The following is a 16,952-nucleotide window of genomic DNA, read 5'->3' as shown; positions in this document are numbered from 1 at the left end:
GTGCTTCGCTTAAGTACTGTGCTTAAGTTCTGTACTCAAGTACTTTGCTTAGATACTTCGCTAAGGGGTTTTACGCGATGTCTGATAATTTACGTTCACTGAGTATCACCCTGGTCGCCGAGCCTAAGCAGGTGAAAAGCTTTACGCTAACCCAGTGGCGTATTGCAGAGCTTACCCTGAGTGATCAGGGGCCCAATGTGCTTAACCTGCAGCTGTCGATGACCGAGCGTGCTGCCTACCGTTTCAACCTGACGTCTGCTACTCCACGACTATTTGTGCGGGCGGGTTTTACTGGGCAAACACCCAAGCCTGATGCGATTACCGCGAGCCAGGACGTGGCGGCCGGCTGGATGGACGGCGAGCAGCAGGTGCTTGAAGCGCCGATGCCTATGGCCATTGAGGTCTGGATTGAGAGCTATCTCGCGCGTCACGGCGAAGCGCCGATGGAAATGCGCAAGAAAAAACGCAAAGGTGCGGGGCGCGCCAAAGAGACCCCCTCCAAGGAGCAGCCACAATGAGCCGCCTAGAGCGCTGGTCGCGACTAAAACGCAACGTTCCCCAGGAGCAAGATGCGCCGCCGGTTGCAAAGTCTGATGATGAACTGGCGGCTAAATCGGATCTTTCACCTGATGCCGCTCAGGAAACGCCAGAGCCGGCATCACCACAGCCGTCACCTTCAGAACAATCGTCTTCAGAACCAGCACCTAAGCCCGGCAGCTTAGACCACACCTTGCCCGACCCTGAAACGCTGGAAGCGGGCAGCGACTTCAGCGCCTTTATGGTGCCAGGAGTAAGCGGAGCCCTGCGACGGCGTGCTTTGAAACGCCTGTGGACCACCGGTAACTATAACGTTCGCGATGGCCTGGATGACTACGATGCCGACTACAATCAGCTGTTAAAGCCCATGGACTCCGAGCTCGCCAGCAAACTGCGCCGCTGGACGCATAAAGTGGAAGAGACGGTTGATAAGTCACTAGACGAGCCCGAGTCCCCAAAAGGGTTAGCAGAGAACGAGCAAACAGAAGAGAATCCGGTCGCGCTTGAGGAAGAGACCTCAATGCCTGGCGCTGAAAGGGAAACAATTGTAAAAAAAGCGCCGCTAGACGACCAGTCTGATTATTTATCTGACTCTAAGACGAAAACATGAGATCGACGCTAAATTTATAAAAGTCAACGTGTTGGGTATGTGAGCGGTCGCCAGCGTTGGTAGCGTTGACGGTAATCAGGTTGGCAAATTGTGGATTTCGCCATAGGCTGAACTTAGCTTTAACGCATTGTTATGCCACAATAGTTAATCAATATGACTCAAAAATATAATAAGAATTATTCCCTGACCGTGAGAGCGCATGAACCAACGAATCCAACTGGCGTCGCTAGACGACCAGCGCAATGCCGAGGCTCGGGAGACGGTACGCCAGCGTATCTCCTGGCCCGCTAACCTAACGCCTGCCAATGTGACCTATCACAGCCGTGGTCATGCGCTGCTGCTCGGCTGTGAGCGGGATACCCGACAAGCCGCGCGCATTCTGCAAGGGCGTGGTTTGGCTTCATTGACGCTGGTTTTTACCGCGCCCAACGCCGCAGGCGTTGACGACGGGGTTAATGATAGTGACTTGCTCGCTGCCACCGAGATCCTCACCACTCAGGCGCTAACCCGTGCCCAGGCCGAAAAGCTGCGTATTAGCGGTCATCTAGGCATGTTTAAAACGCTGCTTGATGGCGATGAACCGCTTGATCTTGCCCAGGCGCTGATCGAGCGAGAGGCGTTTGATTTAATCCTGGACTTAAATGCTACTCCTTGCCTACCAGTGGAATTATCACCGCCTGGCTATGTGGTAATGCAGTGGCAGAACGTCGAGCAGCGCAGCGATATCCTCGATGACTTTGTGGGGCTGGTGGGCGAATTCGACAAGCCGCGATATTTTCAGGTCAATAGCGACTTATGTGCCCACTCCACCAGCGGCAATATTGGCTGTACCCGCTGTTTGGATGTGTGCCCGGCGGATGCTATCTCCAGCATCCAGGGGCGGATTGAATCTCACATCGAGATTGATCCTTTCCTCTGCCAAGGCGTGGGCAGTTGCACTAGCGCTTGCCCCACCGGCGCTATCGAATTTCGCCTACCGGAAACGCGCCGCCAACAGGATACGCTCTCCGCTTGGTTGGGCGCCTACCGAGAAGCGGGTGGTCAAGCGCCGGTGCTGCGTTTTATTACCCATGATTCCCAAGACGCTGAACGCGCGGCGGGCGTAGTGCCCGCAGGTCATATCATAGATGCACCGCTTGAGGAGCTGGGAGCCGCGGGTCACGACCAGTGGTTAACTGCCCTGGCCTCAGGGGCCGCCGAAGTGCGTATCCAACTGCACCCCAATATGCCTGCCCGCTTGAGTGCCTTTTTGACCGATCAAGTTGCTCAGGCGCATGCCCTGTTAGACGCCTTAGGTCATGATCGCGCTCGCGTAAAGCTGATCGAGATAGCCGATGATGCGGCCCGGGATGCGCTACCGGCACTCACCCCGTTGACAGAGTCGCCGCTAAGCTTGCCTGAGCCAGAAAAGCGTGCGCGCTTGAACCGTGTGCTAGCGCGGTTGGCTGAATTGGGTAACCCTAGCGGCGAGCGGGTTGCCGTACCGGCAGGCGCTGCCTACGGCGCCATTCAAGTCGATAGCGACGCCTGCACGCTCTGCCACGCCTGTGTCAGCAACTGCCCGACCCCGGCATTAAAGTCAGGCGGCAACACGCCCGCGCTGAGCTTCCTTGAAGCGGACTGTGTGCAGTGCGGCTTGTGTGAGCAGGCTTGCCCGGAAAATGCGATTACCCTGATGCCTGGCTTCCTGGCATCCAATGCCCGCGAAACGCGCCAGATCTGCCACGAAGAAGCGGCCTTTGAGTGCATCAACTGCGGTAAGCCATTTGCCACTGTCAGCACGGTCGCTACTATTAAAAAGAAGCTGGCGAACCACCCCTACTTCGCCGGCGAGGCGATGATCCGCCTGGAAATGTGCGAAGACTGCCGGGTAAAAGATGTCTGGAAAACCATGATTCGCGATCCAGACGCGCAACTGAAGGTATAAGCCGATGACGGATGCACTGCCCACGCTCAAAGAAGCAGATGCGCTACGCGCCGATATCTACCGGTTGTTAGCCACGCTACTCCGCCAACCGCCGGATACTGAGTTACTCAGTTGGTTGGCTGAGCTAGCCATCGAGCAAGATGGCAGCCGCTTGGCGGAGTGCTGGCAGTCGTTGGCAGTAGCCGCCAACGGTGCGAATACTGAGGGACTGCAGCGAGCTCACTTTCGCCACTTGGTAGGTGTGATTCAAGGCGAGGTTGTGCCCTATGCCTCCTGGTACCGCAACGGCGAATTGATGGAAGCGGCGCTGGTGGCGCTGCGCCAAGACCTAAAAGTGCTCGGCTTTGAACGCAGTGAGCATACTCGGGATCCTGAGGATCACCTGGCGGCCCTGTGTGAAGTCATGGCGATGCTGATTGACGTTGAAAGTTCAGAGCAGGGCTATTTCTTTAGCCAACATTTAGCCCCCTGGGCGGCCAGCTGTTTTGCCGACCTTGGGCAGGTAGACACCGCTTTCTATGCAGCGCTGGGGCAGTTGGGTAGCGCTTTTATGGAGAGTGAACAGGCTCGCTTGAGGGTTGATGCGGGCCATACGCCAGTGCGTATTCTTGAGCCTTAACGCAGGCTTCATAAAAGAAACAGCAAAAAAGCAAAAAACAGCATAAAAAGACCCGCACAAAAAAGCATGCAAGAGGAGAAACCCATGCAACCGTCACACAACGCTGAGCGCCGCCGGTTTATGAAAACCGTTGGGTTGGGAACCGCCGCTGCTGGCGCCGCGGCGGCAGTCGGTCATGTCACTCTGGCACAGGCTGACACTGCCCCGGTGAAAAACGAAAAACCAACGGTTAACTACCGTGAGACCGATCACGTCCGTGCTTATTACGCCTCGCTGCGTGACTGACGGCGGAATGCCAGGAGATTTGCCATGCGCTTAACTCGCAAAACAGACACCCCCAAGGCCTCAGGGCTGGGTATTTCCCGTCGCCAGTTCCTCAAACGCAGCGGTGCAGCCACTGGTGGAATGGCCGCCGTTGGCTTTATGGGTGCGCCCATGATGCAGCGCTCAGAAGCAGCCGACAAAACCCCCGTGCTGGATTCGCCGGTCGAGACCAAACGCACTATCTGCTCCCACTGTTCAGTGGGTTGTGGCGTGTATGCCGAAGTTCAAGAGGGCATTTGGACCAAGCAAGAACCCGCTTTTGACCACCCCATCAACCGTGGTGCGCACTGCGCGAAAGGCGCTTCGCTGCGTCAGCACGGCCACTCCACGCGGCGCCTCAAGTACCCGATGAAGTTAGTCGCGGGTGAGTGGGAACGTATGAGCTGGGATGACGCCATTAACGAGATTGGCGACAAACTGCTTGAGCTGCGCGAAGAGCACGGCCCGGACAGCGTTTACTGGCTGGGCTCGGCGAAGTTCAACAACGAGCAGGCGTATTTAATGCGCAAGCTTGCCTCGCTATGGGGCACCAACAATACTGACCACCAGGCGCGTATTTGTCACTCCACCACCGTGGCGGGCGTAGCGAATACCTGGGGTTATGGAGCGATGACCAACTCGCTCAACGATATGCATAACAGCAAGGCGATTCTGTTCATTGGCTCCAACCCCAGTGAAGCGCACCCGGTAGCGATGCAGCATATCCTGATCGCCAAAGAGCGTAACAATTGCGACATCATCGTCGCCGACCCGCGCTTTACCCGTACTGCGGCCAAGGCCAACAAATACGTGCGTCTACGTCCCGGTTCGGACGTCGCCTATATTTGGGGCTTGTTGTGGCACATTTTTGAAAATGGCTGGGAAGACAACGAGTACATCAATCAGCGCGTTTACGGTATGGATGAAGTACGCGCTGAAGTCGCCAACTTCCCGCCCAGCGTTGTAGAAGAAGTCACCGGCGTTCCAGAAGCCGAGATGTACGATGTCGCTAAACGCCTCTCCGACAACCGGCCTGGCTGTGTGGTCTGGTGTATGGGCGGCACCCAGCACACCACCGGCAACAACAATACCCGCGCTTACTGCATTCTTGAGCTGGCGCTGGGGAATATTGGTGTGGCGGGCGGCGGCGCAAACATCCTGCGCGGCCATGATAACGTCCAGGGCGCAACTGACCTTGGCCTTGGCTGCGATTCCTTGCCGGGATACTACGGCTTGGCAGAGGGTGCCTGGCAGCACTGGGCGCAGGTGTGGGATCTCGACTATGAGTGGCTAAAAGGCCGCTATGACGATACCGAATACGCCGACGGCAAGCCCATGTACACCGCCGGTATTACCGTGTCGCGCTGGGTCGATGGCGTGCTCGAAGAGGACGAGAACATCTCCCAGCGTACCGCGCTGAAAGCGATGTTCTACTGGGGCCATGCGGTTAACTCCCAGACCCGCGGCGTCGAAATGCAAAAAGCGATGCAGAAGCTTGAGATGATGGTCATCGTTGACCCTTATCCCACCGTTGCTTCAGTGATGCACGACCGCAGCGACGGCGTGTATCTGCTGCCAGCGGCCACCCAGTTCGAAACCACAGGCAGTGTTACCGCGACTAACCGTTCGATTCAGTGGCGTGACCGCGTGATTGAGCCGCTGTTTGAGTCCAAGCCCGACCACGAAATCATGTACCTGTTCGCTCGTAAGCTGGGCTTCGGTAATGAGCTGGTCAAGAACTACCAGATGAACGGTGACGAGCCGCTGATCGACGACATTCTGCGCGAAATCAACAGCGGTATGTGGACGGTCGGCTACACCGGGCAAAGCCCCGAACGCCTCAAAGAGCACCAGAAAAACTGGCACACGTTCAGCTTCGAGAACCTGCGCGCAGAGGGTGGCCCGGCGGATGGTGACTACTACGGCTTGCCGTGGCCCTGCTGGGGAACGCCTGAGTTTAATCACCCGGGCTCGCCCAATCTTTACGACACCAGCGTGCCAGTGATGGAAGGCGGCATGGGCTTCCGCGCTCGTTTTGGTATCGAGCGGGATGGCGTCAACCTTCTGGCGGAAGGTTCAGCGCCGGTGGGCGGCGATATCGACGACGGCTATCCAGAGTTCAACGACCAACTGCTCAAAGACCTAGGCTGGTGGGACGACCTGACTGCCGAAGAGAAGCAGGCGGCGGAAGGCAAAAACTGGAAAACCGATCTCTCGGGCGGTATCCAGCGTGTCACCATTGAGCATGGCTGTGCGCCCTACGGCAACGCCAAGGCACGCGCCGTGGTCTGGACTTTCCCGGACCAGGTGCCGAAGCACCGTGAGCCGCTCTACACCACGCGGCGCGATTTGGTTGAACGCTTCCCTACTTGGGACGATTTCGACTCCATCATGCGCCTGCCGACCATGTACAAAACCATTCAGGATCGCGACAACACCGGTGAGTATCCGATGATTCTTACCTCTGGGCGACTGGTTGAGTACGAAGGGGGCGGGGAAGAGACGCGCTCTATGTCGTGGCTTGCCGAGCTTCAGCAGGAGATGTTTGTCGAGATCAACCCGGCGGACGCTAACGACCTCAACATCAAAGATGGCGACGATGTCTGGGTTGAAGGGGCTGAAGGAGGCCGTGTGAAAGTTAAAGCGCTGGTCACGCCGCGCGTTGATCGTAACGTGGCGTTTATGCCGTTCCATTTTGGCGGCATGTTCCAGGGCGAAAGCCTGCGCGACCGTTACCCGGATGGGTCTGATCCATACATCATCGGTGAAGCGGCCAATACCGCCACCACCTATGGCTACGACCCGGTGACACTTATGCAAGAGACCAAGTGCACCATTTGCCGCATTGAGCGCGCTTAAGCCCCGACCGACCTGACAGCACGACGGTGCGGGAGCCATCCCGCACCGTCATGAGGAGAACACCATGGCTCAAATGAAATTTATGTGTGACGCCGAACGCTGCATTGAGTGCAACGGCTGCGTCACCGCCTGTAAAAATGCCAACGATGTCGAGTGGGGCATTCAGCGCCGCCGCGTGGTCACGCTCAATGACGGTGAAGCCAGTGAAATGTCTATCTCAGTGGCCTGCATGCATTGCGATGACGCCCCTTGCATGGCGGTGTGCCCCACCGACTGCTTCTACAAAACCGATGACGGCATCGTGCTGCACGACAAAGACCTCTGCATCGGCTGTGGCTATTGCCTCTACGCCTGCCCGTTTGGCGCCCCGCAGTTTCCCCAGCAGGATGCCTTTGGTGAGCGCGGCAAGATGGACAAATGCACCTTCTGCGCGGGTGGCCCTGCCGAAAGCAAAGAAGAGGAGTACGAGAAGTACGGCTCCAACCGCATTGCCGAAGGTAAGCTGCCGCTGTGTGCTGAGATGTGCTCCACCAAAGCGCTGCTTGCCGGTGATGCGCAAGATGTGGCCGATATCTTCCGTCAGCGCGTGGTTCATCGCGGGCACAAAGATGGCGCCTGGTCTAATAACCCTCAGGCCAGTGCCGACAACCTAGCCTATGATGCTGCCCATAAAGGGTAAGGAGGCGTGTCATGAACCTGTTGACTGCACAGGCACCCGGTGGGGTGCCGCGCTCAGGTAAAGGGCTCGCCCTGGGTATTTGGCGCTTTATGTTGGTGGCGCTTGCTCTGGTGCTAAGCCTCGGTTTCACGCAAGTGGCCGTTGCCCAAGCGGATCCTGATCGCGAGATGACCACTGCAGCCCCCGGCATTACCGCCGACCAGTGGCGCCAGGTACGTAGTGGAGAAACCGGGCCAAATTACCGTGATTCACGCGCTGACAGTAACTACAGCCTGATCAATTCAAGCGGTGAAACCTGGCGGGAGATTCGTAACCGCTGGGTATCGCCGTTTGGTTTGATCGCGGTATTTGGCATGGCGGCGCTGATCGCGCTGTTCTACTTCATTGTCGGGCGTAAAGAGCTTGAGGCGCCGCGCACGGGCCGCCTGCTCTTGCGTTGGACGCTGATGAAACGCGCGCTGCACTGGACGGTAGCAACGCTGTTTATCATTCTGGCGCTGACCGGGATGACGCTGCTGTTCGGTAAATTCGTGTTCCGTCCACTGTTTGGCGATGGGATTTGGGCCTGGATGATTGCGGCGACAAAAGTGCTGCATAACTACCTGGGGCCGATCTTTGGCATTCTGCTGGTGATCCTGCTGGTCAGCTTGATCAAAGACAATATTCCTAAAAAGCACGACTGGGTATGGTTCAAGAAAGGCGGCGGTATGATTGGCAAAAAGCATGTGGATGCTGGTTTTGCCAACGGTGGTGAAAAAGCCTGGTACTGGCTGTTAGCGACGGTGGGAATCTTAGTGGTTGCCAGTGGCTTCGTGCTCGACTTCCCCAACTTCGACCAGGGCCGTGACACCATGCAGTGGGCCAATATTATCCACGCAGTTGGCGCATTGGGGCTTACGGCGGTTTCCCTCGGACATATCTATATCGGCACGTTGGGTACCGAAGGCGCGCTAGAAGGTATGACCACGGGCTATGTGGATGAGACCTGGGCCAAAGAGCACCATAATCTTTGGTACGAAGAGGTCAAAGACCAAACGCTATCGGAACAAGAGGTGGCGGCCCGCAAGTCATCTGGCGGCAGCAATGAGCCGTCGGCAACGCGAACCAGTTAATAAGCATTTAATGGTCGCTAAGACACCGCCTTTCGGCGGTGTCTTTTGTTATGCTTCACCTTAAATTATTAAATAACCCAAGCCATGTATGAGAGGAACGGTTATGTCAGCGTTTGATGAGTTAGACCCAACCACGCGCACCGAGCTTGAAGCCGCCGCGTTTCGCCGCTTGCTACAGCATCTGGACGATAACAAAGATGTCCAGAATATCGATCTGATGATCCTGGCGGACTTTTGCCGTAACTGTTTATCTAAATGGCTGGTGAGTGCCGCTGAAGCGCGGGATGAAAACCTCAACTACGAAGAGGCACGTGAGTACGTTTACGGTATGCCTTACAGCGAGTGGAAGGAGCTTTATCAGCCGCCCGCTACGCCTGAGCAAATGGCGGCCTGGGAAGCACACCACGCCAAAAAGAAAGCAGCCAAACAAGGGTGATGTCGATGAGTGAGCCAATGGTGCCCCTCAACATAGCCGTACTCACGGTCTCGGATACCCGCACGGAAGAGACGGATCGTAGCGGTCAAGCCCTGGTCGAGCGGCTAACCAACGCCGGTCACACTCTCGCTGAAAAGCGCATCGTGCCTGACGATGTCTATCGTATTCGCGCGGTGGTCGCGAACTGGATCTCCGAGGCGGATGTGCAGGTAGTCATCACCACCGGAGGCACTGGCTTCACTGGGCGTGACTCTACCCCTGAAGCCATCTCGGTGCTGCTGGATAAGCGCATCGAAGGCTTTGGCGAACGCTTTCGTCAGCTAAGCGGTGAGGAAATCGGCAGCTCCACTATTCAAAGCCGCTGCCTCGGTGGCCTAGCCAATGCCACGGTCGTGTTCTGCCTGCCCGGCTCAACCGGCGCTTGCCGCACCGGCTGGGATGGCATACTGGCTGAGCAGTTAGATAGCCGCCACAAGCCCTGCAACTTCGCCAACCTGGTCATCCCAGGCCGAGGTCAGCATGGTTGAATGAGTGGCATATTTTCCAGGCTGCCGCTTGATGTAGCAACAAGTGTGCGTGGCGACGTGTATGGAGGTTGCGCTGTCGCCGCGCTTTTGAAAGTTAGTGTCAATGCAATAGATGCATTGGTTTTAACCGGCTAGCTCAGTGCTTCTTCCTTTAGAAAGTTGAGTAATAAAGGGTGATTCGCAAGAGCAATATTGATCCGAAGAGCAGATCCTGACTCGTCATTGCCTAAAGTAAACAAATTTCCAGGTGCTAGGAAAATCCCCTGTGCAGACGCTTTTTTTGCTAGCTCAAGGCCGTCTACGCTTTTTGGTAAAGGGCACCAAATGTAGTAACTTCCGGTGGGTGGCTGAATTTGGTTGAAACCAATATTTTTCAACGAGGAGATCGCTGCTGCGCTAGCCTTGGGCACTCTCTCGCGTAAACGAGTCATTTGGCGACGATAGCGACCATGAATGATCATTTCATGGATCATCCTTTCAATAATGCTTGAACTGGTAACCACCGTGAGCATTTTAATATCAATCAGTGACCGAACCAGCGTCTGATTAGCTGCAATGTAGCCACAACGCATACTGGCAGATAGCGTTTTGGAAAAAGTGCCAACGTATATGACTCGGTTAAGGCCATCGAGCGAAGCAAGGTGAGGCGTTGATCGGGGGAGAATATCACCAAAAGGGTCGTCTTCAATGATGGTTAGATCATGCTGTTCGGCGATACGTAATAAGGCATGCATATTCTGGAGAGACATGGATGTGCCGGTAGGGTTATGAGCCATAGGCTGAACAAACAAAAGCCTTGGCCGGTATTCCCGGATACTCTGTTCCAGCATATCGAGATCCAGTCCTTGAGGCCCTCTAGTGATGCCGATGGTTTTGGCACGCTGTAGGCGTAATTTACCAAACATTGGGTAATAACCAGGGCTTTCAACTAGCACCACTTCACCGGGTTCTACAAAATGCCTAACAATCAGGTCGAGTGCATGGTTGGCACCGAACGTCATCAATATTTGATTTGGATGAACACTAATTGCACGATCGTTTAACGTTCTGGCGATATCTTCTCGCAGGCCGATCAATCCCTGAGGGTTGCCGTATTCGAACTCATCTCTGGCGTCATTATCCTGATTGCTGCGTTTGAAATAGCGGCGTATGTCCGAGCTCTCCATCCAACTTGCCGGCAGGCGTCCATCTCCGGCTCTGACTTCATAATGCTGATTCAATTGTTCTCTTAATAGAGAAACCAAGTCGACCGCTTCAGTAAAATGTTCAGGCTTGATAGCTGGGTGAGCTGGTCTGGTTGCTTCCACATAAAAGCCTGAACCGCGCCGAGGGCTGATATATCCGGTCGCGACTAAGCGGTCGTAAGCATCAATTATAGTATTTTTTGAAACCCCAAAGCTCAGGGTCGCATTGCGAATGGAGGGCAACCTTGTCCCCGCCGTTAGCTGTCCCTGCTCAATGCGCTCAATAACTGTATTGGCGACTTGTTGTGCTCGAGGTGGTTTTTGCTTCATAAAAGGCTCAATTGTACCCACTAAGGAAAGGGTGCAGTACATGGGTCAATTTTGAATATTGTACCTTGTCCAGTCTTCTCTATCACCCTAACTTAAGATAAGAGTGTGCTTTATTTCTAACAATAATCGGTGATGCAGCAGTCTCTAGTTAGCGCTAATAGCACTGCCATTCACCATGGAGAGCATCGTGAACTTAACAACCATAAATAAAAGCTGGTTCTTTTTTAAAACCATCGCAGCTGTGTCCGCTATGACGGCCTGTGTGGCTCCTTCTGTAGCTATTGCCGAGGAGCTGCCCAGCGTAAACTGGCGAATGCAGGCGCTTTGGGATGCGGGGACAACGCCCTATGAATACGAAGAAAAATTTGTAGAGCGGGTATCCGAATTAACTGATGGTAAATTTGAAATTCGATTGTTCGCCGGTGGTCAATTAGCGCCATCAGCCCAAGCATTTGAAGCTGTACGTGCAGGTGCCTTCCAGATGATGAAGACATTTGACGGCTATGAAGCAGGTTCTATACCTGCTTTCGCTTTCACCAGCACAGTACCGTTTGGTTTTCCTGAGTCTGACCAGTACGAAGCTTGGTTCTATGAGAAAGGGGGAATTGAGCTGGCTCGTCAGGCCTACGCGTCAGCTGGGCTCTACTACATTGCACCTACGGTTTATGGGCAAGAACCCATCCATTCTAAATTTCCTATCGAATCTCTGGATGATCTGGATGGCAAAAAAGGGCGTTTCGTTGGCTTGGCCAGCACGGTGATGAGCGAATTTGGTGTGTCTACGACAGGGTTGCCTACGGCAGAGGTGTATCAAGCACTTGAGAAAGGGGTCATTGACCTTGCCGATCGCGGCGACCTGACCGCTAATTTTGAAGCAGGCTTGGGAGAAGTGGCCGGATATATAGCTGTACCTGGCTTTCACCAACCCACGACAGCTACCAGTTATGTAGCGAACCAAGCGGCTTACGATAGTTTACCTGACTCTTACAAAGCGGCCTTGGAAGTGGCTGCCCGTGAGATTTCGTCTTCTTTACGGCAGCACATCCTTGCCCAGGATACTGTTGCTCTCGAAGAGTTCGAAGCGCAAGGCGTACAGATCACCCATTTGAGCCCCGATCTCATTGCAGAAGGGCGCCCGACCGCGATGAATGCATGGAGGAGAGCGGCTGGAGATGACGAATTGGCTAACGAAATTCTCAATAGCCAAATCGAATTCATGCAAGAACTTGGCTTGATTGACTGAGTTCCTACTCTACGGTTTTGCGCGATGGCAATCCGGTAATAGGCCGGATTGCCTTCCCATCGAGGTTCAATTATGGCTGTTCTGCTTGGCTACTGCCGCCTAATAACGGCTCTTAACCGTTGGGTGGCCACGATTGTATCGGCTTTTGTCTTCATTATGGTGACCGTCATCAGCTATGAAGTAGTGTCGCGCTATTTTTTCAATGCACCCACTACCTGGGCTATGGAGCTTGCAACACTATTATTTGGCCCTTACTTCTTACTGGCTGGTCCTTATATTCTACATACTGCTGGGCACGTCAACGTTGACATACTTTACCGTAAACTGCCGTTTAAATTGGCAGGCTTAGTAGACTGTCTAACATATGCGTTGATTGTTGTAGTAACGGTGATTTTTATAGATCAGAGCCTACCTATAGCGCTGAATGCCTACGCAAGTGGTGAAACTTCATTTACCTCTTGGAATCCCCCCGTCTGGCCGGTGAAAGCGCTTATTCCGATCGCTTTTTTATTGCTTCTCATGCAAGCGCTGGCTGAAATTATTTGGGCAGTTAAGCGTATTCAAGGTCAAGAGGTGAAAGCATGAGTTCTACTCTTGTCCTTTCAATGATGTTTGTCTCACTGTTGGTATTGTTGCTCAGCGGGATGCCTTTAGCGTTTGTACTGGCATTTTTGGCAATTTTATTCACAGTCATACTGTGGGGAGCTGATGCACTAGTGCTGACCGTTCTCCAAACCTTTGATGCAATGACATCAGACATCCTGCTGGCTATCCCACTCTATGTGCTGATGGCAAGCGTGCTTCAGCGTTCAGGTATTATTGAAGCGTTATATCGTGCAATGGAACTTTGGTTCCGACGTTTGCCGGGAGGATTGGCAGTCGGTACCGTAGCGATCTGTACGGTGATGGCGGCGATGACTGGCATTGTTGGGGCGGCTGTTGCGGCAATGGGCATCCTCGCATTGCCATCTATGCTGCAGCGCGGTTATGACCAGCGATTAGCACTGGGCACAATCTGTGCAGGCGGTACATTAGGCATTCTGATCCCTCCCTCAATTATTACGATTGTATATGCTTCTACTGCCCAGATATCAGTTGGCAAAATGTTTGCTGCCGGTATTGTTCCAGGAGTAATACTGGCAGGGCTGTATATTCTTTATATTATCCTGAGAGCAATTATTCAGCCAAACCTAGCTCCTCGACAGTCTGGAGAACAGACAAGCCTAGGGGAGATGTTGAGTTCTCTTAAAGCTCTGATACTACCAGTACTGATTGTTTTATCCGTGCTGGGTAGTATCTATGCCGGTATTGCCACACCCACCGAGGCAGCAGCAGTGGGTGTTGTTGGAGCGTTGATTTCAGCGGCCTTTCAGAGACAGCTGACATTTAAAAACTTATCTGCTGCATCTATGGATACCTTACGGGTGACCACTATGATTATGTGGATCACGATTGGGGCGAAGATATTTGTATCCATCTTCACCGGCACTGGCGGGGCGGACTCGCTTCTACAATTCATTCAAGACCTGGACTTCCCCCAATAAAATGGACACGCCCCATCAGTTGATTCCTTCGAACTCTAGCGGAGTCCGGTAACCAAGGCCACTGTGCAGCCGTTGGGTATTATAAAAGCCCTCAATATAGGCTTTTATATGTTTCCGTAATTGGCGCATCGTCACGAAGCTGGTGGCGTGCAGCAATTCGCCCTTGAGGGTCTTGAAGAACGATTCAACCTCGGCATTGTCGGTACACTGACCAGGTCGGTTCATGCTGTGTTTTACTTGGTACTGCTTCAGCAGCGCTTGTGTCTTATGAGCTCGGTATTCGATGCCGCGATCCGTATGGAACAACAGGCCAGAATCCGGCTTACGGCTTGTGAAGGCCTCCCGCAACGTTGCTCTGGCAAAGTTTGCGCTCAGACTCGCCCCCAAGCGCCAACTGATGATGCGGCGTGAGTACAGGTCCAACACTACCGCCAGGAACACGTACTTCTTGCCAAGCTTGATATACGTGACGTCACTGCTCCACTGCTGGTTTTCCGTAGTCGGCCTCGCTGCCTCAAGTCGATAATTTGGCAGGGTTTTCAGATCATTCCTGAGCTTCTTCAATCGGCGGTACACACGATCAGAGCGGGCCTTCATGCCCCACTCCCGCATAATTTTCGCGACCCGATTCTCTCCGACCACCAGGCCTTCTCGGCGCAGCGTCTGGTAAACGCGAGGACTACCATAACGGCCTTTACTGTTGTCGTAGATCTTCCTGATCTTCAACAACAAGTCTGCCTTGTCAGTGGCTCTCTTGCTGGGCTCCCGGTTGGCCCAGGCATAGTATCCAGACCGCGACACCTTCAGATGTCTGCACAGCGCTTTTACACTGTAGTCTCGTCGGTGTTTCCAGATGAACCGGAACGCTTCCGTCGTTCCTCGGCCTGAAAACGTTGAAACTTTTTTAGAATGTCGTTTTCCTCCTGAAGCTCCGATATCCGGCGTTTCAGGCGGGCAACCTCATCCTGTTCCTGGATCTTCTTCTTGGCGTCTGCTGGCGCTTTCTTTACCCGTTTCATGGCGAACTTTCCCTCTCGGTATTCCTTACGCCAGCGTGACAGCATGAAAGGGTGAATATCCAGCGCTTCGGCGACGCTTTTCACACTCCGGTGGGCCTGGTGACTCCACTCCACCGCTTTGACCTTGAACTCAGTGCTGTACTGCTGAGTTTTCTTCCCCGTGATCATCTCCGGCATCGTATTTCTCCTCCTGCGGAGTTATCGATGCGTGTCCACTGAACTGGGGGAAGTCCAACCTTGAAATGAATCGCTGGTTAGTACTGCTTTCCATGATGCTGATTTTAGTATTCCTTGGGCTATTCCTTGATGAAATTGGCATCATCCTTTTATGTGTGCCTGTCTTCTTACCTATTATAAACGCCTTTCAATTTGATCCGGTCTGGTTCGGAGTGCTTTTCCTTATTACTGCTCAGATGGGTTATATCACCCCTCCTTTTGGCTACACGCTTTTCTACATAAAGGGGGTGCTGCCACCCGATATTGGTATGGGAACTGTATACCGGGCCATCGTACCCTTCTTGGTTTTGCAGCTCATTGCATTAATTTTATTTATGCTTTTTCCCGAAATCGTTACTTGGCTGCCTGAACAACTTTCACAGACAGTACGCTCTTAAAAAAGGAGATAAAAACAATGACTACAACGACTTCTCGTATTCCAGGGTTGCACAAAATGTCACCTGAAGAGCGGCTACAAAAGGTAGTGGAAGTCACTGGGTTGAGCGAAGATGTTGTCAGACATCTGGGCAACACCGGCAACCTGGATTCAGCCACAGCCGACTCCATGATCGAGAATGTCATTGGCACCATGAACATTCCTTTGGGTGTGGCGACCAATATGCTGGTAGATGGGCATGATGTCCTAGTGCCCATGGCGACAGAGGAGTCTTCGGTGGTAGCTGCTGTCTGTAACGCAGCCCGTCAGTGCCGCTCGACCGGTGGTTTTAAGACAGGCATGTCGAATTCTCACATGATTGCCCAGGTTCAGTTGCTGGGTGTTCCGAATCCTGAATTCGCTCGTTTGCAGATTCTAGAGCATAAGTCGGACGTTCAGTTGATATGTGATGAAACAGATCCGGTCTTGCTTAAACACGGCGGCGGGTTCCGTGATATGGAGGTGCGTGTTCTGAAAGGACGCACTGGGCCAATGGTGGTCACCCATCTGATTGTCGATACTCGTGATGCGATGGGCGCTAACGCAGTGAACTCCATGGCGGAAGCCGTAGCCCCCCATATTGCAAAATGGACGGGAGGGAAGACCTATCTGCGTATTTTGTCCAACTTGGCTGATCGTCGATTAGCGAGAGCACGGGCTACTTGGGCTTTGGACGAAATTGGCGGTGCAGAGGTTCGTGATGGCATATTGGCCGCCTATGACTTCGCCGATATTGACCCTTATCGCGCAGCCACGCATAACAAGGGCATCATGAATGGGGTAAGTGCTGTGGTACTGGCAACTGGAAATGATTGCCGGGCTGTAGAGGCGGGAGCCCATGCTTATGCTGCCCGTACAGGGCAGTACAGCTCATTAACACGATGGGAAACCGATGCTGACGGAAACCTGACCGGCACTATTGAAATGCCTTTGGCGGTAGGCTTGATTGGTGGAGCCACGCGCTCTCACCCTACAGCGCGTATTGCGCTGGATATAATGAACATAACGACTGCCGAACGGCTTGCCTGCACTATTGCTGCAGTCGGTTTGGCTCAGAACTTCGCTGCACTCAAAGCACTAGCGACGACTGGCATCCAAAAGGGTCATATGGCACTCCATGCGAAAAATATTGCAGTCATGGCAGGTGCGGTTGGTGCCGAGATTGAGAAAGTAGCCGATGCGTTGGTGAAGCTTGGTAAGGTAAGGGTCGATGTAGCAGAAGAAATTCTCAACGAGGTGCGACAGTAACGCTTTAGCCAGCTTATATAGTCGTCTAGCTAGATGTACCACTACGGGCTGTTTCTGAGCGTTGATCGTGGCATTCTATCTACAACGCTAATCTACTCTTTAAGGTTAACGACCCCAATTTTT

17 protein-coding genes are annotated in these 16,952 nt (G+C 53.6%); 15 read left to right on the top strand and 2 right to left on the bottom strand.

What is annotated here, in order from left to right; all coding sequences use genetic code 11:
• The first annotated feature begins 77 nt into the window (after positions 1-77).
• The 10 genes from SR894_RS18080 to moaB all read left to right on the top strand — a co-directional run bounded on the left by SR894_RS18080 (position 78) and on the right by moaB (position 9,609).
• A complete protein-coding gene (locus SR894_RS18080; protein WP_133731369.1) occupies positions 78-518 on the top strand; it encodes a DUF3305 domain-containing protein in 441 nt (146 codons plus the stop codon).
• On the top strand, positions 515-1,147 hold the full coding sequence (locus SR894_RS18075; RefSeq protein ID WP_133731368.1) for a DUF3306 domain-containing protein: 633 nt from the start codon (positions 515-517) through the stop codon (positions 1,145-1,147). The genes SR894_RS18080 and SR894_RS18075 overlap by 4 nt, the downstream gene beginning before the upstream one ends.
• Positions 1,148-1,346: 199 nt before the next feature.
• A complete protein-coding gene (locus SR894_RS18070; protein ID WP_133731367.1) occupies positions 1,347-3,074 on the top strand; it encodes a 4Fe-4S dicluster domain-containing protein in 1,728 nt (575 codons plus the stop codon).
• A 4-nt stretch (positions 3,075-3,078) separates the two neighbouring features.
• Positions 3,079-3,693 carry a TorD/DmsD family molecular chaperone gene (locus SR894_RS18065; RefSeq protein ID WP_133731366.1) on the top strand — a complete coding sequence of 205 codons (615 nt, stop codon included), beginning with the start codon at positions 3,079-3,081 and terminating at the stop codon, positions 3,691-3,693.
• Positions 3,694-3,777: 84 nt separating this feature from the next.
• Entirely contained in the window at positions 3,778-3,978 is a 201-nt protein-coding gene (locus SR894_RS18060; protein ID WP_022521831.1) for a twin-arginine translocation signal domain-containing protein, read from the top strand.
• A gap of 24 nt (positions 3,979-4,002) precedes the next feature.
• On the top strand, positions 4,003-6,855 hold the full coding sequence (locus tag SR894_RS18055; RefSeq protein ID WP_223289108.1) for a molybdopterin-dependent oxidoreductase: 2,853 nt from the start codon (positions 4,003-4,005) through the stop codon (positions 6,853-6,855).
• Positions 6,856-6,919: 64 nt separating this feature from the next.
• Positions 6,920-7,534: a formate dehydrogenase FDH3 subunit beta gene (fdh3B, locus tag SR894_RS18050; RefSeq protein ID WP_035580821.1), complete on the top strand. Its 615-nt coding sequence runs from the start codon at positions 6,920-6,922 to the stop codon at positions 7,532-7,534.
• 11 nt (positions 7,535-7,545) lie between these two features.
• Positions 7,546-8,646 (top strand): formate dehydrogenase subunit gamma, encoded by a 1,101-nt coding sequence (locus SR894_RS18045; RefSeq protein WP_223289107.1) that lies wholly within the window; start codon positions 7,546-7,548, stop codon positions 8,644-8,646.
• 103 nt (positions 8,647-8,749) lie between these two features.
• Entirely contained in the window at positions 8,750-9,082 is a 333-nt protein-coding gene (locus tag SR894_RS18040) for a DUF1244 domain-containing protein (RefSeq protein WP_223289106.1), read from the top strand.
• Positions 9,083-9,087: 5 nt separating this feature from the next.
• Positions 9,088-9,609, top strand: coding sequence for a molybdenum cofactor biosynthesis protein B (moaB, locus tag SR894_RS18035; protein WP_223289105.1), 522 nt, complete (start codon positions 9,088-9,090; stop codon positions 9,607-9,609).
• A gap of 131 nt (positions 9,610-9,740) precedes the next feature.
• Here the strand turns inward: moaB and SR894_RS18030 are convergent, their stop codons facing one another.
• Positions 9,741-11,123 (bottom strand): aminotransferase-like domain-containing protein, encoded by a 1,383-nt coding sequence (locus SR894_RS18030; protein WP_246638302.1) that lies wholly within the window; start codon positions 11,121-11,123, stop codon positions 9,741-9,743.
• A 187-nt stretch (positions 11,124-11,310) separates the two neighbouring features.
• On the opposite strand from SR894_RS18030, the gene dctP reads away from it, so the two are divergent.
• The 3 genes from dctP to SR894_RS18015 all read left to right on the top strand — a co-directional run bounded on the left by dctP (position 11,311) and on the right by SR894_RS18015 (position 13,910).
• Positions 11,311-12,366, top strand: coding sequence for a TRAP transporter substrate-binding protein DctP (gene dctP, locus SR894_RS18025; RefSeq protein ID WP_273193677.1), 1,056 nt, complete (start codon positions 11,311-11,313; stop codon positions 12,364-12,366).
• Between the two features lie 72 nt (positions 12,367-12,438).
• Positions 12,439-12,951, top strand: a complete 513-nt coding sequence (locus SR894_RS18020; RefSeq protein WP_223289102.1) for a TRAP transporter small permease subunit — start codon at positions 12,439-12,441, stop codon at positions 12,949-12,951.
• Positions 12,948-13,910, top strand: a complete 963-nt coding sequence (locus SR894_RS18015) for a TRAP transporter large permease (RefSeq protein ID WP_246638301.1) — start codon at positions 12,948-12,950, stop codon at positions 13,908-13,910. The genes SR894_RS18020 and SR894_RS18015 overlap by 4 nt, the downstream gene beginning before the upstream one ends.
• Positions 13,911-13,925: 15 nt before the next feature.
• Here the strand turns inward: SR894_RS18015 and SR894_RS18010 are convergent.
• A protein-coding gene (locus SR894_RS18010) for an IS3 family transposase (protein WP_322535447.1) occupies positions 13,926-15,106 on the bottom strand; the annotation gives its coding sequence in 2 pieces (ribosomal slippage) (positions 13,926-14,782 and positions 14,782-15,106; 1,182 coding nt in all).
• 65 nt (positions 15,107-15,171) lie between these two features.
• On the opposite strand from SR894_RS18010, the gene SR894_RS18005 reads away from it, so the two are divergent.
• Positions 15,172-15,543, top strand: a complete 372-nt coding sequence (locus tag SR894_RS18005) for a TRAP transporter large permease subunit (RefSeq protein WP_246638217.1) — start codon at positions 15,172-15,174, stop codon at positions 15,541-15,543.
• An 8-nt stretch (positions 15,544-15,551) separates the two neighbouring features.
• Positions 15,552-16,829 (top strand): hydroxymethylglutaryl-CoA reductase, degradative, encoded by a 1,278-nt coding sequence (locus SR894_RS18000; RefSeq protein WP_280070435.1) that lies wholly within the window; start codon positions 15,552-15,554, stop codon positions 16,827-16,829.
• Positions 16,830-16,952: the final 123 nt, after the last annotated feature.

The organism is Vreelandella neptunia (assembly GCF_034479615.1).
Classification (GTDB): domain Bacteria; phylum Pseudomonadota; class Gammaproteobacteria; order Pseudomonadales; family Halomonadaceae; genus Vreelandella; species Vreelandella neptunia.
Note: the sequence above shows the minus strand (reverse complement) of the source record. Positions and strands in the feature narration are given on the sequence as shown.